Here is a 19,233-nt window from a genome sequence, read left to right on the forward strand (position 1 = left end):
GGTGGAGGTGACCCGGGGCTGGCGGTCGCCGGGGCCGGGGGCATAGGCTGTCGAGAGAACACCCGAGGAGTGGGCGGCATGGAGCACTTCATGAAGGCGGCGTTGAAGGCGGCGCGGGAAAGCCTGGCGGAAGGCGGCGTGCCCGTCGGGGCGGTGTTGGTGCATCGCGGGGTGATCCTCGGCTCAGGCCACAACCAGCGGGTGCAGCTCGGCAGCGCGATCCTGCACGGGGCCCTGGATGCGCTGGAGAATGCCGGGCGTCAGCCCCCGGAGATCTACCGGGAGTCGACCCTCTATACCACCCTGACGCCCTGCGCCATGTGCAGCGGGGCCATCCTGCTCTACCGCATTCCCCGGGTGGTGATCGGCGAGACTCGCTCGATGCGGGGTGAGGAGGCCCTGCTGCGCGAGCGGGGCGTCGAGGTGGAGGTGCTCCAGGACCCGGAGTGCATCGCCCTGATGGAAGGCTTCATCGCCGACTCCCCCGCTCTCTGGCACGAGGATATCGGCGACTGATGGCGACCCGGTCCGACGTCTGCCTGTGGCTGGCCGGGGACGTGATGACCGGCCGCGGCATCGACCAGATCCTGCCCCATCCGGGCGATCCCCGTCTGCACGAGGGCTACATGGACTCGGCCCTGGGGTATGTTCGCCTGGCCGAGTCGGTCAACGGGCCCATCCCTTACCCGGTGGACTTCTCCTACGTCTGGGGCGAGGCCCTGGCCGTTCTGGACGAGCTAGCCCCGGACCTGCGACTGATCAACCTGGAGACGGCGGTCACCGTCAGCGAGGACGCGGAGCCCAAGGGCATCCACTACCGGATGCATCCCGACAACCTGCCGGTGTTGACGGCCGCCGGGGTGGAGGCCTGCGTGCTGGCCAACAATCACGTGCTGGACTGGGGCGTCGCCGGGTTGCTGGAGACCCTCGAGGCCCTGGAGGCCGCGGGGCTGCGGCATGTCGGGGCCGGGCGCGATCGGGACGAGGCCAGCGCGCCGCTCAGCCTGCCGTCGCCGGGGGGACGGGTTCGTCTCCTGGCCCTGGGGCTGCCGAGCAGCGGCGTGCCGGAGCGCTGGGAAGCCACCTCCTCCCGGCCCGGGGTGAACCTGCTGCGTCGCCCGGGCGATGCCGGGGTGCGCGAGGTCGCGCGTCTCGTCCGGCGGCGGCCGCCCGGGGAGCTGGCCGTGGTCTCCCTGCACTGGGGCGGCAACTGGGGCTATGCGCTTCCCGCCCAGCATCGCGCCTTTGCCCATCGGCTGATCGACGATGCCGGCGTGGACCTGGTCTGGGGACATTCCGCCCACCACCCGCTCGGCATCGAGGTCCATCGCGGCAGGCTGATCCTCTACGGCTGTGGCGACCTGCTCAACGACTACGAGGGGATCGGTGGTCACGAGACCTACCGGGGCGAGCTGACGCTGCTGTACTTCCCCGTACTGGATCGAGCCGACGGCCGGCTGCGATCGCTGACGATGGTCCCCATGCGAATGCGTCGATTCCGCCTCGAGCGGGCCGACGCCGAGGCCGCCCGCTGGCTGTGCCGAGTGCTCGACCGTGAGAGCCGCCCTCTGGGCAGCCGGGTGCGGCTCGATGACAGCGGGCGGCTGGTACTGGACTGGCAGGACTAGTCGGTGCCGGCCTCCAGGCCGCGGGCGGCATTCTCCTGGGGCAGCAGGGCGGCATGGATCATGGCATTCACCGGGGTGGCGACCCCGGCCTCCCGGCCCAGCCGGACCACGGCGCCGTTCTGGGCCTCCAGCTCCGAGGGGCGGCCCGCCATGATGTCTCGTTGCATGGACGCGGTGCTCTCGGCGGGCAAGGCGTCGATGAAGGCCAGGGCGCGCTCCACGGCGTCCGGCGGCAGGTCGACCCCCCTCGCTCGGGCCACCGCCTCGATCTCGATCAGGATCTGCTCGGTGAGCCGGCGGGTCTCCGGGAGGCGCCGGGTCACCCCGAGCGGCGCCCTGGTCAGGCTGCCGATCCCGCTCATGGCGCAGATGAACAGGAACTTGCTCCACACCGCCGCCTCGATGTCCTCGGGCATCTCGGCCTCGACCCCCGGGGCGCGGTCGAAGGCCGCCTTGAGCCGCTCGGCCGCGGCGCGCTGGCCCGGCAGCCGGGTGCCGAAGCGCACGAAGGGGTCGACGCCGGCGTGGCGGATCCGTCCCGGGGCCTCGCGCCAGGCGAGGATGCCGCACAGGCCGTTCAGGACCGGCGCCTCCCCGAGCGCCTCGGCGAGATGGTCGGTCGCCTCCACGCCGTTCTCCAGCGGCAGCACCAGGGTGTCGGGGCCGACCATGGGGCGGATGGCCTCGGCCGCGGCCGGGACCTGCCAGGCCTTGACCGCCACGATCACGGCATCGACCGTGCCCACCTCGGCGGGGTCGTCGGTCACCGTGACCGGCGCCAGGTCCAGGTCGCCCTGGGGGCTCGAGACGTGCAGGCCACCGCGGCGCATCGCGTTCAGGTGCTCGCCTCGAGCGATGAAGGTCACGTCCTCGCCGGCCTGTGCCAGGCGGGCGCCGAAATAGCCGCCCACGCCGCCGCTGCCCATGATCGCCAGTCGCATCGTCGCTCTCTCCGCTTTCCGGGGTGAGGGAAGGCCCCCGAGCATAACGCGGTGCCGGCCTTCCGGCGACCGTCGCCTTGCGCGGGAGGCGGTGGCGGGGTTCAATCGGACCCAGCCGATGTCCCTGGAGGCCGCGATGCTCGCCGATACCCCGACGCCCCCCTACTACGTCGTGATCTTTTCCTCGCAACGCAGCGAGGTCGACGCCGGCTATGCGGCCACGGCGGCGCGTATGCTGGAGCTGGCCGCCGAGCAGCCGGGATTCCTGGGGGTGGAGTCGGCCCGCGAGGCCCTGGGGATCACGGTGTCCTACTGGTCGGACCTCGAGGCGATCCGCCGCTGGAAGGCCCAGATGGAGCACCAGGAGGCCCAGCGGTTGGGGCGGGAGGCCTGGTACTCGCGCTACCGGGTGAGGATTGCACGAGTGGAGCGCGAGTACGGCTTCGACGGTCAGGCGTAGGTGTTGAGCCGGGTGCCGAGGCTGCCGTCCTGCGCCAGCTGGGGCTCGGCGGAGGCCGATTCCACCAGGGCGGTGACCTGCTGCTGCTGGGTGTCCAGGGCCTCCTTGAAGACCTGCATCTGGGCCTGCTGGGCGGTCTGGAACTGCTCCAGCACCCGGGACTGGGCGACCACGTTGTTGACGGAAGTGTCCATCGTCATCTCCTCAAGAAGGGAACGTGGATGTCACCCTAGCAGCTTCCCCGAGGGGCGGGAAGCCCGCGGTGGAGCCCTCGGGCCCGAGGGTGTAGGCTTGCCCGCTCCCTAACCCGCCACAGGTCCCCTACCATGAGTGATATGCCCCAGTGCCCCGAATGCGCCTCCGGATTCACCTACGATGACGGCCTGCAGTTCGTCTGTCCCGAATGCGGCCATGAGTGGTCGAAGGAGGCGTCCGCCGGCAACGACGAGGACGCGCCGATGATCCGTGACGCCAACGGCAACCCCCTGGCCGACGGTGACACCGTCACCGTCATCAAGGACCTCAAGATCAAGGGCTCTTCCTCGGTGGTCAAGGTGGGCACCAAGGTCAAGAACATCCGCCTGGTCGACGGCGACCACGACATCGATTGCCGTATCGATGGCATCGGAGCGATGAAGCTGAAGTCGGAGTTCGTCAAGAAGGCGTGAGGCTCCAGCGCCACACCGGAGGTACGCGATGGCCAAGCCGAGACGCGAGGGTGTCGACGACGGGAGCGGGACGGTGCCGCTGGACGACAAGGTCGCGCACCTCTCCCGGCCCCAGGCCTACCCCGACTTCGACGGGGACGTGGAGGTCAAGGAAACCCACATGGCCTTCGTCTTCCTGGTGGGAGAGCGCGTCTACAAGCTCAAGAAGCCGGTCGAGTACCGTCACCGCGACTGTCACCGGCTGGCCTCCCGGGAGTTCCTGTGCCGCGAGGAGGTGCGGCTCAACCGCCGCCTGGCCCCCGACGTCTACCTCGGGGTCGAGCCCCTGGGCCGAGATGCCGAGGGGGCGCTGGCGCTGTCGCGTCACGAGGGGATCGTCGACTGGCTGGTGGTGATGCGCCGCCTGCCCGAGGATTGCCTGCTGGACGCGGCCGTGACCCGGGGCGACGTCGCCCCGGACCGGATCGATGCGCTCGCCGACCTGCTGGGGCGCTTCTACGCGGGGCTCGTCGCCGAGGATCTGCCGCCCGAGGCCTATGTCGCCCACTTCGTCCGGGAGCAGGCGAAGAACCGGGAGGTCATGACCGACCGCCGCTTCGCGATGCCCGGGGACAGGGTGACGGCGGTGCTGGATCGCCTGGATCGCCTGCTGGACGAGGACTCCGAGCGTCTCGGCCGGCGCGCCCGGGAGGGCCACATCAGGGAAGGGCATGGGGATCTGCGTCCCGAGCATGTCTGCCTGGTCGAACCGCCCGTGGTCATCGATTGTCTGGAGTTCAATCGCTTCCTTCGCCTGGTGGATCCCTTCGACGAGCTGAGCCTGCTGGCGCTGGAATGCGAGCGGCTCGGGGCCGCCTGGATCGGGGAGCGCCTGCGGCGGCGGGTCGGCCGACGGCTGGGGGATAGCCCCGATCCGCGAGTGCTGGCCTTCTATCGCGCCTATCGCGCCTGCCTCCGGGCGCGGCTGGCGCTCTCCCACCTGCTGGAACCCGATCCCCGGGATCCCGAGACCTGGGAGCCGCTGGCCCGGGACTACCTGGCCCTGGCGGAGCCGGCCGCCCGACGGGCGATGCCGGACTGATCCGCGTCCGGCTCAGGCCGGCTCGCCGAGCAGCTCGGTAAGCGAGCCGTTCTCATGGAGGCGGCGGATGGCCTCGGCGAAGAGCGGCGCGGCGCCGACCACCTCCAGGTGGCGCTCGACGACCCGGGGAGGCAGCCGGCTCGGCGGCAGGCTGTCGGTGACCAGCACCTTCGACAGCCGCGGGTCGGCGATCACCCGCTCGGCGTCTCCGACGAAGAGGCCGTGGGCCGCCAGGCCGAAGACGCGCCGGGCCCCGCGGTCCAGGCAGGCCTCCGCGGCACGCAGCAGGGTGCCCCCCGAGCTGATCAGGTCATCCATGACCAGCACGGTGGCGCCGTCGACCTCGCAGGCGAGCAGGGTGCCGCTGACCTTTCCCTCGCTGCGGCGTTTCTCCATGTAGGCGGCCCCGATCTCCCGTCCCGCCCGGGCCTCGAGCAGTTCCCGGAAGCCCTGAGCCCGCTTGACGCCGCCCGGATCGGGGGAGGCCACCACCAGGGGGGCGTCCCCGCAGTGGGGAAGGATGCGCTCGGCGAACAGCCGGTAGGTGTCCAGGTGGTAGGCCCGGCAGCGAAAGGCGTTCTGGAAGGCGGCGGGATTGTGGACCTCGAGGGACATGACCGCATCGACACCCATGGTCTCCAGCAGCATGGCCAGATAGCGGGAGGTCACCGGGTCGCGGGTCTTGGTGCGGCGATCCTTGCGGGCGTAGGCCAGGTAGGGCATCACCGCGGTGACCCGCCCGGCGCCCGCCTCGCGCACGGCGCCCAGGAAGAACAGCAGGCGGCACAGCCTGTCGTTGGGGCCCTGGCCGGGCTCGCCGTTGAGGCTCTGCAGGACGTAGACATCCTCGCCGCGCACGCTCTCCAGCGGACGCGCCTTGTGCTCGCCGTCCTCGAAGTCGCGCTCCTCGTGGGCGGCCAGCGTGATGCCCAGCTCGGCGGCCACCTTCTCGCCGAAGGCGCGGCTGGCCTCTAGCGTGAAGAGTTTCATGCCTTGCAGCATAGCCGCTCCCGTCGGTGTCTTCAGCCGTCGGCGGGCAGGCTGTCCGGCAGGCCTTCGCGCAGGGAGCGGGGCGTCAGGCCCAGGTCGGCGAAGGTGCCCACCCCCTCGCCGACCCGGTTGTCGTGCTCCATCAGGATGACCTGGTCTCGGGTCAGCGGCGGGGACGGCAGCGGCGAGGCCAGCAGGGCCAGGGCCCGCCAGGCGAGGAAGGGCACCGGCACCAGGGGGCGGTCCCGGTGCAACTGGGCCATCACCAGCTCGAGGATCTCCCGGTAGCGCAACACGTCGCCGCCGCCGAGCTCGAAGAGCCGGCGGCGGGGCGCCGTCCCGGTGGTCAGGTGGACCAGGGCCCGGGCCACGTCCACCACATGGACCGGCTGCAGCAGGGTCTCGCCGTGGCCGAACAGCGGGATCGCCGGCAGCCGGGTGAGCTTCGCCAGGGTGCCGAGGAAGGCGTCATGGGGGCCGAACAGCACGCTGGGCCGGACGATGATGGCCTTGGGCAGCGCCTCGAGTACCGCCGACTCGCCCCGGGCCCGGGCTCGCACATAGGCCGACGGGGAGCCGCTGTCGGCGCCGATGCCCGAGATCTGCACCAGCCGGGTGATGCCCGCCTCCCGGGCCAGCCGAGCCAGCCGGCCGGCGCCTTCCACGTGGATGGCCTCGAAGCTCAGCCGGCGGGTCTGGACGTACAGGCTGACCGCGTTGACGACCGCCCCGGCGCCCTCCAGCGCCCTGGCCACCTCGTCGTCATGGCGGATGTCGGCGGCGACCAGCTCCAGAGGGTCCGTGTCTTCGGCCCAGGGCGGCCGTGCCGGTCGTCGGGCGACCAGCCGTACCGGGCGTCCGGCTTCCACCAGCTCGCGCACCAGGGTGGCGCCGAGGAAGCCGGTGCCGCCGAAGACTGTGACGGGTCGATCCGGCATGTCGATGATCCTGTCGGGTTGCCCAAGGTCATCGCCGATTGTGCCTGACTGGCCCCGGGCCGCAAACGTCGTCGACCTCACGTTGGGAGCCTCGCGAGATCGCCCGATGGCCGGCCTGTCGTGACTGGCGGGCCTTGAGGGCCCGGACGCGGATGGGAGAGGCCTGCGGCCGTTGATCCTGCCTCGCCCGAGGCCCTCGCGAAAAGCGGCCCCGGCGGTCGGTGGCTGCCCTAGGCGGTACCGACCAGCGACAGGGGGCCGTCCTCCTTCACCGCGCGGATCGCGAAGCTGCTGTCCACGGTATTGACCATGGGCAGCTTCTGCAGGCGGCGAACCCAGCCCTCGTAGGCCGGCAGGTTCTGGGCCGCCACCTGCAGGAGATAGTCGAAGCCGCCGGACACCGTATGGCAGTTGATGACCTCCGGCATCTCGCGGACCGCGGCCTCGAACTCTTCCACCAGGGTGTCCTGGTGCTGGCTGAGCCGCACCTGCACGAAGATGGTGATGCCCAGCCCCAGGCGCTGTCGATCCAGCCTGGCTCGGTAGCCGGTGATCCACCCCTCCTGCTCGAGCCGGCGGATGCGTCGGGCGCAGGGCGAGGGGGAGAGCCCGACCCGCTCGGCGAGCTGGGCGGTGGTCAGCCGCGCGTCCCGTTGGAGGGCGTCGAGCAGGCGGCGGTCGATACGGTCGAGACGGGTGTCGGGCATGAAATGGCTCGAATCGGCATATTGTGGACATATCTTGGCATGGATAGCCAATATCCAGCATCCCGGGACGGCTCTTTGCCGGCAATACCCCATCATGATGACGGACAATGGTCATCCATCCCCCGACCCCAAGCGCCGCCATGTCCGCCTCGAACCCGCTTCACGTTGTCCCGCTGCCAGCCGGTCGCCTGCGCCGTCTGGGCGGCGTCGCCGCCGCCCTGACCGCCGTCCTGATCTGGTCGGTCTATTTCCTGTCGCTGCGCCAGGGCGCCCTGTCGCCCCTGGGGCGCCTCGACCTGACACTGTTCCGCTACAGCGTGCCCGGACTGCTGCTGCTGCCGCTGCTGGTGCGTCGCCGGGCGGCGATTCGTCGCGTGCATCCGCTATGGCTGGCGGGGATGGTGTTCGGCGCCGGCATCCCCTTCTTCCTGCTCGGTGTGGTGGGCATGGCCTGGGCGCCGGTGGCCCAGGGCAGCACCCTGATTCCGGGAACGGCGCCCCTGTTCGTCACCGGCATCGCGGTGGCGGTGTTCGGCCAGCCGCTGGGTCGCTGGCGACGCTGGGGCCTCGCGACGATCCTGGTCGGCGTGGTCGGGCTGCTGTGGAGCGGCTGGCGGGAGAGTGCCGCCCTGGGGTTGGGGCAGCTGATGTTCCTCTGGGCCAGCCTGATGTGGGCGATCTTCACCCTTAGCGTGCGTCAGAGCGGCCTGTCGCCCCTGGAAGCCACCGCCGTGGTCACGGTGCCCAACGGCCTGGCCGCGGGGCTCTACCTGCTGGCGGGCCTGGGCGAGACGACCCTGCCGGGGTTGCCCGTGGCGGCCTGGCTGCCCCAGCTGGTGGTGCAGGGGCTGCTGGTGGGCCTCGGTTCCGGCCTGATGGTCGGGCTGGCCGTCCGTGGCCTGGGTGCCGAGGCGGCCTCGGCGCTGGGTTCCCTGACACCGGTGTGCGCCACCCTGCTGGCGTGGGGATGGCTCGACGAGACGGTCACGCCGGCCACCCTGATGGGACTCGCCCTGGTGACCCTGGGCGTCGTCGCCGCCAGTGGCTGGCCGGAGCGCGCCACCGAGCCCAGGCGCGATCAGGCTCGCCGGGCCGCCGCTTCCCGAATGGCCATGGAGGGAAGGGGGGAGAGGCCCGAGTCGGGGTCTATCCTGAGATAGGGGCCTCCGGAACCCCGGCGGCGACATGACCGAGTATCGGAGGGAGCATCATGGCCATGATTCCCGTGCACGCCGGCCCCGAGGCGACCCCGGATCTCGCCGGGGCCATCCTCGAGACCGCCCTGATCATCGCCGAGGAGCGGGGCTGGGAGGCGGTGAGGCTCACCGAGGTGGCGGCTCGGCTGGGCGTCCCCGCCAGCCGCCTGCTGGTCCACTATCGCGACCTCGATGCCGTGGCCGATGCCTGGTTCCTTCGGGGATTGGCGGCCATGCTCGCCGACCCGCCCGGCGGTTTCGCCGACTGGCCGACCCGCGATCGCCTGGCGCATTGCCTGCTGGGCTGGTTCGACGCCCTGGCCCCCCACCGCACGATCACCGCCCAGATGCTGCGCACCAAGGCGCATCCACCGCACCCCCATACCTGGATCCCGATGATCGTCGAGCTGTCGCGCCTCATCCAGTGGTGGCGCCAGGCCGCCCGTCTCGAGGCCCCCTACGGCAGTCGTCGCGCCCGACGGGAGGAGGTCGTCCTGACGGCGCTCTTCCTCGCCACCCTGAGGGTCTGGGAACACGACACCAGCCCGGATCAGCATGACACGCGGCACTTCCTGCATCGACGCCTGAAGCGGCTCTCCCGATGGCTGAATTGGGACGAGTGAGCGTCCTCGCTCCGGAGAGATAGCGGGGCTCCCCCCCGGTCGGCGCAATATGGCGGCGCCCCGGCCGTCATGGAGGCTTCCACAGCGACGCAGTCGCGAGACGAAAGTCTAAAGGCGTTAAGTCGGATTTTATTCGACCCTATGTCCGACATAGATGACATAGAGTCCGACAAGGGCCGCCACATTCCGGAAGCCGACCATGTCTCGATCCACCGACACCGACCGCCGCACGGCGCGTCCCGATATCGCCGACGTCCTCGCCGAGGCCATCTTCAGCGGGGAGTATTCGCCGGGGGACTTCGTGCCCAAGGAGCTGGATCTCTGCGAACGCTTCGGCGTCAGTCGCAGTACCGTGCGCAGCGCGCTGCAGACCCTGGTGGCGGCGGGCCTGCTGACCCGCATCTCGGGGCAGGGCACCCGGGTCAGGGCGTTGCAGGAATGGCACCTCCTCGATCCCAGGGTCAGCGGCTGGATGGCCCGCTTCGCCCAGCCCAACCCGCGCATCCAGCGGGAGATCTTCGCCTTTCGCGTCGCCGTGGAGCCCTTCGTCGCCCGGCTGGCGGCGGAGCACGCCACCGCGGCGGACCTGCTGGCCATCGAGTCCGCCTACGAAGGCATGATCCGCGCCCTGGAACAGGACGACCTGCACTGGCAGGGGAAGTCCCACAACGAGCACGACGTGGCCTTCCACGAGGCCATCTTCAGCGCCTCGCACAACCTGGTCTGGGCGCAGATCAGCCATGTGCTCAAGCCCGCCATCGCGCTGCTGGTGGAGACGTCCAACCAGAGCGCCCACGAGCTTCACGACAGCATGGAGCGCCATCGCCGGGTGATGGAGGCGATCCGCCTGCGTCAGCCGGAAGAGGCCGCCGCGGCGGCCCTCAGGGTGCTGGAACGCACCGGCCGGGATCTCGGCCTCGAAGGCCTGATCTCCGCGCTACCCACTCTCGACGCCTCAACAACAAACCGCGATAAGGAAGCCACATGAACGCACGCATGCCACTCAAGACCCTCACCGCCGCCGTCCTCGGCGCTCTGGCCGTCAACGCCCAGGCCGCGGACTACGAATGGACCTTCCAGACCTCCGAGACCGCGGGCGAGCCCCAGTTCGAGATGAAGAAGGCCTGGGCGGAGAACGTGGAGCGCATGTCCGACGGTCGGATCCACATCGAGATCCTGCCGGTGGGCGCCGTCGTCCAGGCCAACCAGACCCTGCAGGCCGTCCAGTCCGGCATCCTCCAGGGGCATCTCACCGATCCCAGCTACTTCACCGGCCAGGACCCGGCCTTCGGCATGATCGGCAACCTGGTGGGGGCCTGGAGCGATCCCTACGACTTCCTCGACTACATGAACAACGCCGGCGGCGAGGCGCTCTACAACGAGCTCGTCGAGCCCTATGGCCTGCATCTGATCGGCGCCGCCGCCACCGGCCTGGAGTCGCTGCCCTCCACCAAGCCGATCCGTTCCGTCGAGGACATGCAGGGCCTCAAGCTGCGCGCCCCCGAGGGCATGGTCTACAACATCTTCGAGGCCGCCGGCGCCACCCCGGTCAACCTGCCGGGCTCCGAGGTCTACACCGGCCTCGAGAAGGGCGTTATCGACGCCGCGGACTACACGGTGTTCGCCACCAACCAGGCTCAGGGCCTTCATGAGTTCGCCCCCTATCCGCTCTATCCCGGCTTCCACTCCCTGCCGATGGTCTCCGTCTCGCTGAACAAGGAGATCTGGGACGGCCTGCCGGCGGACCTGCAGGCGATCCTCGAGACCTCGGTGGACGACCTGGCCTACGAGATGGTCGCCGAGCTCAAGACCCGCGACCTGGAGGCGGTGCGCGAGGCCCGCCAGGATCCGGACATCGAGATCATCGACCTGCCGGCCGAGGAACGCACCAGGTTCCGCAACATCGCCAAGCAGGAATGGGCCGAGTGGGCGGAGAAGAACGAGATCACCGCCGAGTTCTACGACTCCGTCGTCGCCTACCTGGAAAACCACAACCTGCTGTAAGCCCCATCCGGGCGGGCCATGGGGACATGGCCCGTCCGCCTGTCTCGAGGTAGTCCCATGACTCAAGCGTCTTCTCGCCCCGATCGCGGCGCGGCCGCCGATGAGGCGAGACCGGCCGATCCGGTGCGCAATGCCTTCGATCGCGGCGTCATGGCCGGCGGGCGGGTGGCCGCCTGGCTGGTCTTCGTCGCCATGGCGATCAGCGTCTTCGAGGTCATCATGCGCTATGCCTTCGGCTCCCCCACCTCCTGGGTCCACGAGACCGTGGTGATGCTGGTGGCGGTGAGCTTCTCCCTGGGAGGTCCCGCGACGCTGGCCTGCAACCGCCACATCCGGGTGCGGGTGCTCTACGACAGCGTCGGCCCCCGGGCCAGGCTGTGGCTCGACCGCTTCAACGACCTGGTCACCTTCGGCTTCTGCCTGGGGATGAGCTATGCCGGCTACGTGATGTTCTGGGGGGCCACCCACAATCCCCTGGGCGAGTGGCAGCTGGAGCGCTCCGGCACCGCCTGGAACCCGCCGTTCCCGGCCCTGGTGAAGGGCATGATCCTGCTGGCGCTGGCCATCATGTGCGTCCAGGCCCTGCTGCATCTGATCCAGTCGCTGCGCGGCAAGCCCGCGCCAGCCCCCGCCGACGTGGAGGACGTCGCCTGATGGATATCGCCCACGGAACCATGTTGCTGGTGGGGCTGATCTTCGCCCTGCTGGTCACCGGCCTGCCGCTGGCCTTCATCACCGGCCTGGTGGCGCTGGCCTTCACCTTCGGCTGGTTCGGCCCCAATGCCCTGCCGCTGGTCACCAGCCGCGTATACGGCTTCGTCACCGAGTACTCCCTGGTAGCGGTACCGATGTTCGTGCTGATGGCCTCGCTGCTCGACCGATCGGGGATCGCCCGGGACCTGTTCAACGCCATGCGGGTCTTCGCCGGCCGCCTGCCCGGCGGCGTGGCGGTGCAGACCGTCGTGGTGGCCTTCTTCCTGGCTGCCCTGTCCGGGATCATCGGCGGCGAGATCGTGCTGCTCGGCATCCTGGCGCTGCCCCAGATGCTGCGCCTGGGCTACGACAAGCACCTGTCGATCGGCGTGGTCTGCGCCGGCGGGGCGCTCGGCACCATGATGCCGCCGTCCATCGTGCTGATCATCTACGGCCTGATCGCCTCGGAGTCGATCGCCGACCTGTTCACCGCGGCCATCACCCCGGCGGTGATCCTGATGCTCTCCTACATCGGCTACGTGCTGGTGCGCTGCCTGCGCAACCCCGAGATGGGCCCGCCGATGACCGAGGCCGATCGCACCGAGGGCTTCGCCAACCGCTGGCAGGCGCTCAAGGCGGTCATCGTACCCGGGCTGATCGCGGTGATGGTGCTGGGCTCGATCTACGGCGGCGTGGCCTCGGTGACCGAGGCGGCGGCCATGGGCGTGTTCGGCGTGTTGCTGGCGGTGGTCGCCCGTGGCGAGTTCTCCCTGAAGACCCTGCACGAGAGCCTGGGCCAGACGCTGACCACCTGCGGCATGATCATCTGGATCGGCATCGGCGCCGCGGCGCTGGTGGGGGTCTACAACCTGATGGGCGGCAACCGCTTCATCTCGGGGATGATCATGGACCTGGAGGTGGCGCCCATCGTGATCATCCTGGTGATGATGGCCATCCTGCTGGTGCTGGGCATGTTCCTGGACTGGATCGGCGTGGCCATGCTGACCCTGCCGATCTTCGTGCCCATCGTCGAGCAGCTCGGCTACAGCCCGATCTGGTTCGGCATCCTCTTCGCGGTGAACATGCAGGTGTCCTTCCTCTCGCCGCCCTTCGGCCCGGCGGCCTTCTACCTCAAGGGCGTCGCCCCGGCGAGCGTCAGCCTCAAGGACATCTTCGTCTCGCTGTTGCCGTTCATCGCCCTGCAGCTGTGCGTGCTCTTCGCCCTGCTGTTCTGGCCCGACCTGGCCATGTGGCTGGTCTGACCCGGTGCCGGCCCGGGCCGGCGCCGCTTCCCCGATTCCCGAGAGGTGACACGTGAAGATTACCCGATTGAAGACCTGGCAGGTGCCGCCCCGCTGGCTGTTCCTCAAGATCGAGACCGACGAGGGCGCCTACGGCTGGGGGGAGCCGGTGGTGGAGGGCCGGGCGGCCACGGTGGAGGCGGCGGTTCACGAGCTCGCCGACTACCTGGTCGGCCAGGACCCGCACCGTATCGAGCACCTGTGGAACGTCCTCTACCGCGGCGGTTTCTATCGCGGCGGTCCCGTCCTCATGAGCGCCATCGCCGGCATCGACCAGGCGCTCTGGGACCTCAAGGGGCGCGACCTGGGCGTACCGGTCCACCAGCTGCTGGGCGGCCGGGTACGTGACCGGATGCGCATGTACGCCTGGACCGGTGGCGACCGGCCGAGCGAGGTGGCGTCCGGGGCCCGGGCGCTAGTCGAGCAGGGCTTCACCGCCTTCAAGATGAACGGCACCCCCGAAATGGCCATCGTCGACAGTCATCGCAAGATCGACGAGGCCGTGGCCCGGGTGGCCGAGGCCCGGGAGGCCGTGGGGCCGGACGTGGGCATCGCCATCGACTTCCATGGCCGGGTGCACCGGCCCATGGCCAAGGCACTGTTGCGCGAGCTGGAGCCCTTCCACCCGATGTTCGTCGAGGAGCCGGTCGCGCCGGAGCACCTGCCCAGCCTTCCGCATATCGCGGGCGGCCTGGGCTATCCCCTGGCCACCGGCGAGCGGCTGCACACCCGCTTCGCGTTCCGTGACCTGCTCGCCGACGGCATGGTCGACATCGTCCAGCCGGACCTCTCCCACTGCGGGGGGATCAGCGAGGGACTCAAGATCGCCTCCCTGGCCGCCTGCCATGACGTGGCGCTGGCGCCCCACTGCCCGCTGGGGCCGCTGACCCTGGCGGCGTCCCTCCAGGTCGATGCGGTGAGCCACAATGCCTTCATCCAGGAACAGAGCATGGGCATCCACTACAACCGCGACAACGACGTCCTCGACTACCTGGTGGACAAGTCCGCGCTGGCCATCGAGGACGGCTTCTGTGCCATCCCCGAGGGACCGGGCCTGGGAGTCGAGATCGACGAGCACTTCGTCGAGGAGCGGGCCCGGGTGGGCCATCGCTGGCGCAACCCGGTGTGGACCCATGAGGACGGCTCGGTGGCGGAGTGGTGATGCCATGAACGACGCCCAAGAGAGGCTCCTCGACGAGATCCTGGCGACCCGGCCGCTGGTGGCCATCCTGCGCGGCATCACCCCCGACGAGGTCGCGCCCGTCGTCGATGCCCTGGTGGCGGCGGGATTCCGGCTGATCGAGATCCCGCTCAACTCCCCCGAGCCCTGGACCAGCATCGAGCGCGCCGCGGCCCGCTGCCCGGCGGGCGTCCTGGTGGGTGCCGGCACGGTCCTCGAGCCGGCGGACGCCGCCCGCCTGGCCGAGCGGCGCACCCCGCTGCTGGTCACCCCGAACACGGATCCCGAGGTCATCGCCGCCGGTCGGGCCCATGACCTGGTCCCGCTGATCGGCTGCATGACACCCTCCGAGGCGCTCGCGGCGGCCCGCGCCGGGGCGCGGGGTCTCAAGCTGTTCCCGGCCGCCCGGCTCGGGACCGGCTACTTTCGGGACATCCGCGCCATCCTGCCGCCCCGGATCCCGGTGCTCGCGGTGGGAGGCATCGAGCGGGCCAACATGGCCGAGTGGCACGCCGCGGGCATCGACGGCTTCGGGTTCGGCGGCAACCTCTACCGCCCCGGCCGGTCCGCCGACGAGGTCGGGCGCGTCGCGCGCCAGCTCGTCGCCGAGTGGGACCGGTTGCAGGGGGAGGGGGGCGCATGACGGGACATCGACTGATCGCCGTGGACTGGGGCACCAGCAACTTCCGGGCCTTCCTCGTGGATCGGAAGACCGGCGAGTGCCTGGACAGCCGCCGGTCGGAGGCCGGGCTGCGGGCGCTGTCGGCCGACGAGTTTCCGCACTACTGCGCGGCCCAGCTCAGGGACTGGCGGGACGGCGGCCGGGTACCGGTGTATCTCGCCGGCATGGTCGGCTCGGCGCGGGGCTGGTGCGAGGCGCCCCAGCTCGAGACTCCCGCCGGCCTCGAGGACCTCGCCGGGCAGCTGGTGCCGGCCCCGGGACTGGACCAGGCCTGGATCGTGCCCGGCCTCAAGACGCTCGGCGACGACCACCTGGACGTGATGCGAGGCGAGGAGATCCAGGCGTTCGGCGCCCTGGCGCTGCAGGGGACCACCCGGGCTGTCTGCTGCCTGCCCGGCACCCACAGCAAGTGGGCGCGGCTGGCACGGGGGCGCCTGGTCGGTTTCACCACCATGATGACCGGCGAGCTCTACCACGCGGTGCGCTATCACACCCTGGTCGGCGAGCCGTCGCGGGGCCGGGAGGGAATCGACGAGGGGGGCTTCCGGCAGGGCCTGGCCGCGGCCCGCCACCCGGCGGGGCTGCTGCATGCCCTGTTCGAGGCACGCAGCCGGCACCTGCATGGCGGACTCGGCGCCGAGTCGGTGGCGGGCTTCCTCTCGGGGGTGCTGATCGGCTCGGAAGTGCTCGCTCGGCTCGGCCGGGACGAGGACGAGGTCATCCTGGTGGGGAGCCCGTCGCTGAATACCCTGTATCGCCTGGCCCTGGAGGCTCATGAGGTGCCGGTGATCGAGGTGGACAGCGATCGCGCGACCCTCGCCGGCATCGTGGCGCTCGCCGAACGTCACGAGACAGGGAGGAAGCCGTAGGAGGAAGGGGCCGTCATGACGCGGGGAGTCATGGCCCCAACGAGACGTAAAGTCGATGATTCAGTACGGCTTTTTTTTCGGGAAAGCTAGCGACGACAGCGTGGGGATGTGCGCCGCCTTTTTCGTGTCAATTTGTCGGCGGTCGGCGGCTTATTTTTCGCTGTTGAGTGCCAGGAATTCGTCGATGATCTCCTGGGGAGACTTGCGGATATCGATGCTGATGGCCTCGTCATCCCCGGGGGGCTCCAGGGTGGCGAGCTGGCTGTCGAGCATATGGGCGCCGGCGAAGAAGTGATCCCCCCGGGTATCCAGTCGCTCCAGCAGCACGTCGCGACTGCCCGCCAGATAGAGGATCGCCAGGTCCGGCGCGCCCCGTCGCAAGATGTCCCGGTAGCGATGCCTCAAGGCCGAGCAGCCGATGACCAGGGGCCGACCCCGGGCGCGGTAGTCCCGGTAGAGGTCCGCCAGGGTCGCCAGCCAGGTGGCGCGATCCTCGTCGTTCAGGGGCTCCCCGCGAGCCATCTTGGCGATATTTTCCGGACTATGGTGGTCATCGGCATCGATGAAGGTCGCCCCGACGGTTTCGGCGAGGCGACGTCCGATATGAGACTTTCCTGATCCGGAAACGCCCATGACCAGGATGCTGTTGAGGGAATCCTTCATGCGAGAATCTTCTGGGTTATTTCGCCAAATGGATGGCGAAGATTCTAGCATTTTTTTGCAAAAGAAGGAGGGGAAATCCAGGCACCCGGAGAGGGTGCCCGGGAATCAGCGATAGCCCGCCATCAGCTCGCGGATCAGCGGGGTGTCGGCATCGCGGTGGGTGGGCAGCTCGAAGCGCGCCCTGGCGATGGCGGTGCGCGACAGGGTGGCGGTGATCAGCTGCTCGCGATCCTCGGCCTCGGCGAGCACCTCGCCGCGGGGGCCGAGGATGCGCGAGCCGCCCCAGAAATGGCTGGCCCCCTCCGGGCCGTAGCGGTTGGCCATGATCACCGGGGTGCCGTAGGTCATGGCGTAGAAGCGCACGTTCAGCAGCCAGTTCTGCTCGTTGGAGAAGTCCTCGCTGACGATGCCCGAGGCGGAGTTGATCGGCGCGCAGAGCACCGTGGGGCGGGGCAGTAGGGCGGCATGGACCAGGGCGGGGTTCCAGAGGTCGGCGCAGATCAGCTGGGTGGCCGACCAGCCCGGGCGCACCTGGGCGAGGGTCAGCTCGCTGCCGTGGGTGAACCACTTGCCTTCCTCGAGGCCGCCGTAGGTGGGCAGGTTGAGCTTGCGGTGGACGGCGACGATCTCGCCGTGCTGGAGGATGGCCAGGGCGTTGTAGTACTCGCCGGGGCTGGCCTCCTCGACGAAGCCGACCACGGTCTGCATGGCGCCGGAGGCCTCGGCCAGGCGGGCGAGGCGCGGGTCCTCGACGGGCATGGCCAGCTGCATGACGTCGGCGCCGAGGCCGTAGCCGGTCAGCGAGAGTTCGGGGAAGACCAGCAGCTCGACGCCGCGGTGGGCGGCCTCGCGGATGACCGCGAGGTGGCGCTCGAGGTTGGCGTCGACCGCGCCGAGCTCGGCGTTGACCTGGGCGGCGGCGACATGGAGTTCATCCTGGTAGTGCATATCACGCTCTCAATGGGGCTGGGCCGTGGGGAAAGGCAGGGGAGCCCGCCGTGTCAGTGATCGGCTCGGTCGTCACCCGCCGAGCGGCTCATGGCCCGCTTGACCAGGCGAAACACCAGCCAGTGAAGGGCCGCCAGCACGATCAGCGAGGCTCCCATCAGCAGGAGGAAGGACGTCGTCATCGGGCAGTCTCCGCAGGGTTTGCGACATGCTACCGAGGCCCTGGCCAGGCGTCGATGCGAGAGACGCGGTGGAGGCAACGCGTCCCTCGCATCGTCCGTCATCAGGAGCACCGGGGAGAGCGGAGCAAGGCTAGCAGGTCCCCGGCCGGGCGATCCTCGAGGGTCATGATCGTCTCGCGCAGCCGCTCGGCGCGGGGGCCGAGAATCGGCTCGGCCAGGGCCCGGTACTTCGCCGTGAGCTCGGCGTCGGACAGGGGGTTGTGGGGATTGCCGCGGGCCTCGCAGGGTTCGCTCTCCAGCACTCGGCCGTCGGCCAGGTGAAGTCGCGCCGAGGCCCAGCGTTCGGCGGGGAAGCGCGCGTTGAAGGCCTCGCGTTCGTGGATCTCGACCCGGGAGGCCAGGTCCCGCAGGTCCGGCGCCTCGAGGAGGGTGACGGCCTCGGCGTCCAGGGTGCCGCGCCCCAGGGCAGAGGCCACCGACCAGGGCAGGCTGTACTGGGCCTGTTCGGTGCTCGAGGGATGGATCACATGCAGCCGCCTGGCTTCATGGAAGGTGATGATCTCGATCCGGGTGACGTCGCATGGGGCACCGATGCCCTCGCGCAGCGACAGCACGGCCTCCACCGCCGGCTGGGCCCAGCGGCAGACCGGGTAGGCCTTGAAGTACTGCTCGTGCAGGTACCAGCGGTGGCCGAGGTCGGCCCAGATCTCGTCGACCACGGGGTCGGTCACGGTCAGCGCCGGCGCCCCGGTGAAGCCGTCCCGAGCCAGCAGGGCCGCGGAGACGCCGGTCATGGCGCCCCAGCCGGAGCCGTCCTTGAGCATGGTGGGGTGGTCGATGCAGCGCATCATCTGGCTGCGTGGCCCATAGAATTCGGCGATGCCCAGGGCATGGTGCAGGCGCTCGGCGTCGAGCCCCATCAGCCGACCGGCCATGGCGGCCACGCCCAGGGCGTTCCAGGCGCCGGAGGTATGATAGTCCGGGCTGACGGCATGCAGGGCGATGCCGGCTCGGGTGGCGATCTCGTAGCCCAGCGTCAGCAAGCCGAGGACGTCGCGGCCGGACAAGCCTTCCACCTCGGGCAGGGCGAGCAGGCCGGGCAGCAGCGCGACCCCGGCATGTCCCTTGGTCAGCACCTGGCCGTCATGGGCATCCAGGGCGTCGATCAGCCAGGCGCCGTGCAGGGCCACGCCGCTGGGCGAGGCCCGGCCATCGGCGAACAACAGCGGCCGGTCGCCGCCGTGCTGGGACATGGCGAAGCGGCGGGCATGGCCGGCCAGGTCGGTACGGGTGGCCCCCGCGGCGACGCCGGCGAGGTCGAGCAGGCAGCGCTTGGCCTGTGCGACCAGGTCGGCATCGGGGAGCTGGTCGGCGTCGAGGATCCAGTCGAGAGTGGCGGTGGACGGGGTCATGTCTCGGGCTCAGGGGCAGGGGAGAAACGGCGAAGGCCGCCCAGGGGCGGCCTTCGGGTTGGGCATG

The 19,233-nt window shown here is 70.1% G+C and carries 23 protein-coding genes; 14 read left to right on the top strand and 9 right to left on the bottom strand.

What is annotated here, in order from left to right; genetic code table 11:
• The first annotated feature begins 78 nt into the window (after positions 1 to 78).
• Together BEI_RS04805 and BEI_RS04810 are read left to right on the top strand one after the other, a co-directional pair.
• Entirely contained in the window at positions 79 to 516 is a 438-nt protein-coding gene (locus tag BEI_RS04805; RefSeq protein WP_097788447.1) for a nucleoside deaminase, read from the top strand.
• Entirely contained in the window at positions 516 to 1,628 is a 1,113-nt protein-coding gene (locus tag BEI_RS04810) for a CapA family protein (RefSeq protein WP_097788448.1), read from the top strand. The genes BEI_RS04805 and BEI_RS04810 overlap by 1 nt, the downstream gene beginning before the upstream one ends.
• Here the strand turns inward: BEI_RS04810 and BEI_RS04815 are convergent.
• Positions 1,625 to 2,569 (bottom strand): 2-dehydropantoate 2-reductase, encoded by a 945-nt coding sequence (locus tag BEI_RS04815; RefSeq protein WP_097788449.1) that lies wholly within the window; start codon positions 2,567 to 2,569, stop codon positions 1,625 to 1,627. The two genes, BEI_RS04810 and BEI_RS04815, sit on opposite strands and share 4 nt — an antisense overlap.
• A 118-nt stretch (positions 2,570 to 2,687) precedes the next feature.
• On the opposite strand from BEI_RS04815, the gene BEI_RS04820 reads away from it, so the two are divergent.
• Positions 2,688 to 3,029 carry an antibiotic biosynthesis monooxygenase family protein gene (locus BEI_RS04820; protein ID WP_227644576.1) on the top strand — a complete coding sequence of 114 codons (342 nt, stop codon included), beginning with the start codon at positions 2,688 to 2,690 and terminating at the stop codon, positions 3,027 to 3,029.
• On the opposite strand, the gene BEI_RS04825 is transcribed toward BEI_RS04820, so the two are convergent.
• On the bottom strand, positions 3,020 to 3,223 hold the full coding sequence (locus BEI_RS04825) for a YjfB family protein (RefSeq protein ID WP_097788450.1): 204 nt from the start codon (positions 3,221 to 3,223) through the stop codon (positions 3,020 to 3,022). The genes BEI_RS04820 and BEI_RS04825 overlap by 10 nt on opposite strands.
• 132 nt (positions 3,224 to 3,355) lie before the next feature.
• On the opposite strand from BEI_RS04825, the gene BEI_RS04830 reads away from it, so the two are divergent.
• Positions 3,356 to 3,697 carry a zinc ribbon domain-containing protein YjdM gene (locus BEI_RS04830; RefSeq protein ID WP_097788451.1) on the top strand — a complete coding sequence of 114 codons (342 nt, stop codon included), beginning with the start codon at positions 3,356 to 3,358 and terminating at the stop codon, positions 3,695 to 3,697.
• 28 nt (positions 3,698 to 3,725) lie between these two features.
• Positions 3,726 to 4,778 (top strand): hypothetical protein, encoded by a 1,053-nt coding sequence (locus BEI_RS04835; RefSeq protein ID WP_227644578.1) that lies wholly within the window; start codon positions 3,726 to 3,728, stop codon positions 4,776 to 4,778.
• Between the two features lie 12 nt (positions 4,779 to 4,790).
• Here BEI_RS04835 and BEI_RS04840 read toward each other — a convergent pair whose 3' ends face one another.
• The 3 genes from BEI_RS04840 to BEI_RS04850 form a co-directional block, all read right to left on the bottom strand.
• Positions 4,791 to 5,780 carry a ribose-phosphate diphosphokinase gene (locus BEI_RS04840; protein WP_227644580.1) on the bottom strand — a complete coding sequence of 330 codons (990 nt, stop codon included), beginning with the start codon at positions 5,778 to 5,780 and terminating at the stop codon, positions 4,791 to 4,793.
• 20 nt (positions 5,781 to 5,800) lie between these two features.
• On the bottom strand, positions 5,801 to 6,706 hold the full coding sequence (locus BEI_RS04845; RefSeq protein WP_097788452.1) for a complex I NDUFA9 subunit family protein: 906 nt from the start codon (positions 6,704 to 6,706) through the stop codon (positions 5,801 to 5,803).
• A 230-nt stretch (positions 6,707 to 6,936) separates the two neighbouring features.
• Positions 6,937 to 7,413 (bottom strand): Lrp/AsnC family transcriptional regulator, encoded by a 477-nt coding sequence (locus BEI_RS04850; RefSeq protein ID WP_097788453.1) that lies wholly within the window; start codon positions 7,411 to 7,413, stop codon positions 6,937 to 6,939.
• 140 nt (positions 7,414 to 7,553) lie between these two features.
• On the opposite strand from BEI_RS04850, the gene BEI_RS04855 reads away from it, so the two are divergent.
• The 9 genes from BEI_RS04855 (at position 7,554) to BEI_RS04895 (ending at position 15,961) form a co-directional block, all read left to right on the top strand.
• Positions 7,554 to 8,573 carry a DMT family transporter gene (locus tag BEI_RS04855; protein ID WP_193765156.1) on the top strand — a complete coding sequence of 340 codons (1,020 nt, stop codon included), beginning with the start codon at positions 7,554 to 7,556 and terminating at the stop codon, positions 8,571 to 8,573.
• A 50-nt stretch (positions 8,574 to 8,623) separates the two neighbouring features.
• Positions 8,624 to 9,232, top strand: a complete 609-nt coding sequence (locus tag BEI_RS04860; RefSeq protein ID WP_097788455.1) for a TetR/AcrR family transcriptional regulator — start codon at positions 8,624 to 8,626, stop codon at positions 9,230 to 9,232.
• A gap of 199 nt (positions 9,233 to 9,431) precedes the next feature.
• Complete coding sequence (locus BEI_RS04865; RefSeq protein ID WP_097788456.1) at positions 9,432 to 10,220, top strand: FadR/GntR family transcriptional regulator; 789 nt, start codon at positions 9,432 to 9,434, stop codon at positions 10,218 to 10,220.
• On the top strand, positions 10,217 to 11,236 hold the full coding sequence (locus BEI_RS04870; RefSeq protein ID WP_097788457.1) for a TRAP transporter substrate-binding protein: 1,020 nt from the start codon (positions 10,217 to 10,219) through the stop codon (positions 11,234 to 11,236). Before BEI_RS04865 ends, BEI_RS04870 begins: the two co-directional genes overlap by 4 nt.
• A gap of 57 nt (positions 11,237 to 11,293) precedes the next feature.
• Entirely contained in the window at positions 11,294 to 11,890 is a 597-nt protein-coding gene (locus BEI_RS04875; RefSeq protein ID WP_097788458.1) for a TRAP transporter small permease subunit, read from the top strand.
• Positions 11,890 to 13,191 (top strand): TRAP transporter large permease, encoded by a 1,302-nt coding sequence (locus tag BEI_RS04880; RefSeq protein WP_097788459.1) that lies wholly within the window; start codon positions 11,890 to 11,892, stop codon positions 13,189 to 13,191. The genes BEI_RS04875 and BEI_RS04880 overlap by 1 nt, the downstream gene beginning before the upstream one ends.
• A 52-nt stretch (positions 13,192 to 13,243) precedes the next feature.
• A complete protein-coding gene (gene dgoD, locus BEI_RS04885; protein ID WP_097788460.1) occupies positions 13,244 to 14,392 on the top strand; it encodes a galactonate dehydratase in 1,149 nt (382 codons plus the stop codon).
• A 4-nt stretch (positions 14,393 to 14,396) separates the two neighbouring features.
• Positions 14,397 to 15,053, top strand: a complete 657-nt coding sequence (locus tag BEI_RS04890; protein ID WP_097788461.1) for a 2-dehydro-3-deoxy-6-phosphogalactonate aldolase — start codon at positions 14,397 to 14,399, stop codon at positions 15,051 to 15,053.
• Positions 15,050 to 15,961 (top strand): 2-dehydro-3-deoxygalactonokinase, encoded by a 912-nt coding sequence (locus tag BEI_RS04895; protein ID WP_097788462.1) that lies wholly within the window; start codon positions 15,050 to 15,052, stop codon positions 15,959 to 15,961. The genes BEI_RS04890 and BEI_RS04895 overlap by 4 nt, the downstream gene beginning before the upstream one ends.
• Before the next feature lie 150 nt (positions 15,962 to 16,111).
• On the opposite strand, the gene BEI_RS04900 is transcribed toward BEI_RS04895, so the two are convergent.
• The 4 genes from BEI_RS04900 to BEI_RS04910 form a co-directional block, all read right to left on the bottom strand.
• Positions 16,112 to 16,624 (bottom strand): gluconokinase, encoded by a 513-nt coding sequence (locus tag BEI_RS04900; protein WP_097788463.1) that lies wholly within the window; start codon positions 16,622 to 16,624, stop codon positions 16,112 to 16,114.
• Between the two features lie 105 nt (positions 16,625 to 16,729).
• Positions 16,730 to 17,572 (bottom strand): nitrilase-related carbon-nitrogen hydrolase, encoded by an 843-nt coding sequence (locus tag BEI_RS04905; RefSeq protein WP_097788464.1) that lies wholly within the window; start codon positions 17,570 to 17,572, stop codon positions 16,730 to 16,732.
• A 53-nt stretch (positions 17,573 to 17,625) separates the two neighbouring features.
• The gene (locus BEI_RS19385; protein WP_265331683.1) at positions 17,626 to 17,754 is read right to left on the bottom strand and encodes a hypothetical protein; all 129 of its coding nucleotides are present in this window, start codon (positions 17,752 to 17,754) and stop codon (positions 17,626 to 17,628) included.
• Between the two features lie 101 nt (positions 17,755 to 17,855).
• On the bottom strand, positions 17,856 to 19,166 hold the full coding sequence (locus tag BEI_RS04910; RefSeq protein ID WP_097788465.1) for an MmgE/PrpD family protein: 1,311 nt from the start codon (positions 19,164 to 19,166) through the stop codon (positions 17,856 to 17,858).
• Between the last annotated feature and the right edge of the window lie 67 nt (positions 19,167 to 19,233).

The sequence above is a fragment of the Halomonas beimenensis genome, assembly GCF_002549795.1.
Lineage (GTDB): Bacteria > Pseudomonadota > Gammaproteobacteria > Pseudomonadales > Halomonadaceae > Halomonas > Halomonas beimenensis.

What these genes read in the sequence shown, in the direction of transcription:
- BEI_RS04845 (WP_097788452.1), bottom strand. Translation starts at nt 6,706, where the DNA reads ATGCCGGATCGACCCGTCACAGTCTTCGGCGGCACCGGCTTCCTCGGC.
- BEI_RS04855 (WP_193765156.1), top strand. Translation starts at nt 7,554, where the DNA reads ATGTCCGCCTCGAACCCGCTTCACGTTGTCCCGCTGCCAGCCGGTCGC.
- BEI_RS04835 (WP_227644578.1), top strand. Translation starts at nt 3,726, where the DNA reads ATGGCCAAGCCGAGACGCGAGGGTGTCGACGACGGGAGCGGGACGGTG.
- BEI_RS04830 (WP_097788451.1), top strand. Translation starts at nt 3,356, where the DNA reads ATGAGTGATATGCCCCAGTGCCCCGAATGCGCCTCCGGATTCACCTAC.
- BEI_RS04815 (WP_097788449.1), bottom strand. Translation starts at nt 2,569, where the DNA reads ATGCGACTGGCGATCATGGGCAGCGGCGGCGTGGGCGGCTATTTCGGC.
- BEI_RS04825 (WP_097788450.1), bottom strand. Translation starts at nt 3,223, where the DNA reads ATGGACACTTCCGTCAACAACGTGGTCGCCCAGTCCCGGGTGCTGGAG.
- BEI_RS04875 (WP_097788458.1), top strand. Translation starts at nt 11,294, where the DNA reads ATGACTCAAGCGTCTTCTCGCCCCGATCGCGGCGCGGCCGCCGATGAG.
- BEI_RS04820 (WP_227644576.1), top strand. Translation starts at nt 2,688, where the DNA reads ATGTCCCTGGAGGCCGCGATGCTCGCCGATACCCCGACGCCCCCCTAC.
- BEI_RS04810 (WP_097788448.1), top strand. Translation starts at nt 516, where the DNA reads ATGGCGACCCGGTCCGACGTCTGCCTGTGGCTGGCCGGGGACGTGATG.
- BEI_RS04890 (WP_097788461.1), top strand. Translation starts at nt 14,397, where the DNA reads ATGAACGACGCCCAAGAGAGGCTCCTCGACGAGATCCTGGCGACCCGG.
- BEI_RS04910 (WP_097788465.1), bottom strand. Translation starts at nt 19,166, where the DNA reads ATGACCCCGTCCACCGCCACTCTCGACTGGATCCTCGACGCCGACCAG.
- BEI_RS04850 (WP_097788453.1), bottom strand. Translation starts at nt 7,413, where the DNA reads ATGCCCGACACCCGTCTCGACCGTATCGACCGCCGCCTGCTCGACGCC.
- BEI_RS04900 (WP_097788463.1), bottom strand. Translation starts at nt 16,624, where the DNA reads ATGAAGGATTCCCTCAACAGCATCCTGGTCATGGGCGTTTCCGGATCA.
- BEI_RS04870 (WP_097788457.1), top strand. Translation starts at nt 10,217, where the DNA reads ATGAACGCACGCATGCCACTCAAGACCCTCACCGCCGCCGTCCTCGGC.
- BEI_RS04840 (WP_227644580.1), bottom strand. Translation starts at nt 5,780, where the DNA reads ATGCTGCAAGGCATGAAACTCTTCACGCTAGAGGCCAGCCGCGCCTTC.
- BEI_RS04865 (WP_097788456.1), top strand. Translation starts at nt 9,432, where the DNA reads ATGTCTCGATCCACCGACACCGACCGCCGCACGGCGCGTCCCGATATC.
- BEI_RS19385 (WP_265331683.1), bottom strand. Translation starts at nt 17,754, where the DNA reads ATGACGACGTCCTTCCTCCTGCTGATGGGAGCCTCGCTGATCGTGCTG.
- BEI_RS04895 (WP_097788462.1), top strand. Translation starts at nt 15,050, where the DNA reads ATGACGGGACATCGACTGATCGCCGTGGACTGGGGCACCAGCAACTTC.
- BEI_RS04860 (WP_097788455.1), top strand. Translation starts at nt 8,624, where the DNA reads ATGGCCATGATTCCCGTGCACGCCGGCCCCGAGGCGACCCCGGATCTC.
- BEI_RS04805 (WP_097788447.1), top strand. Translation starts at nt 79, where the DNA reads ATGGAGCACTTCATGAAGGCGGCGTTGAAGGCGGCGCGGGAAAGCCTG.
- BEI_RS04905 (WP_097788464.1), bottom strand. Translation starts at nt 17,572, where the DNA reads ATGCACTACCAGGATGAACTCCATGTCGCCGCCGCCCAGGTCAACGCC.
- BEI_RS04880 (WP_097788459.1), top strand. Translation starts at nt 11,890, where the DNA reads ATGGATATCGCCCACGGAACCATGTTGCTGGTGGGGCTGATCTTCGCC.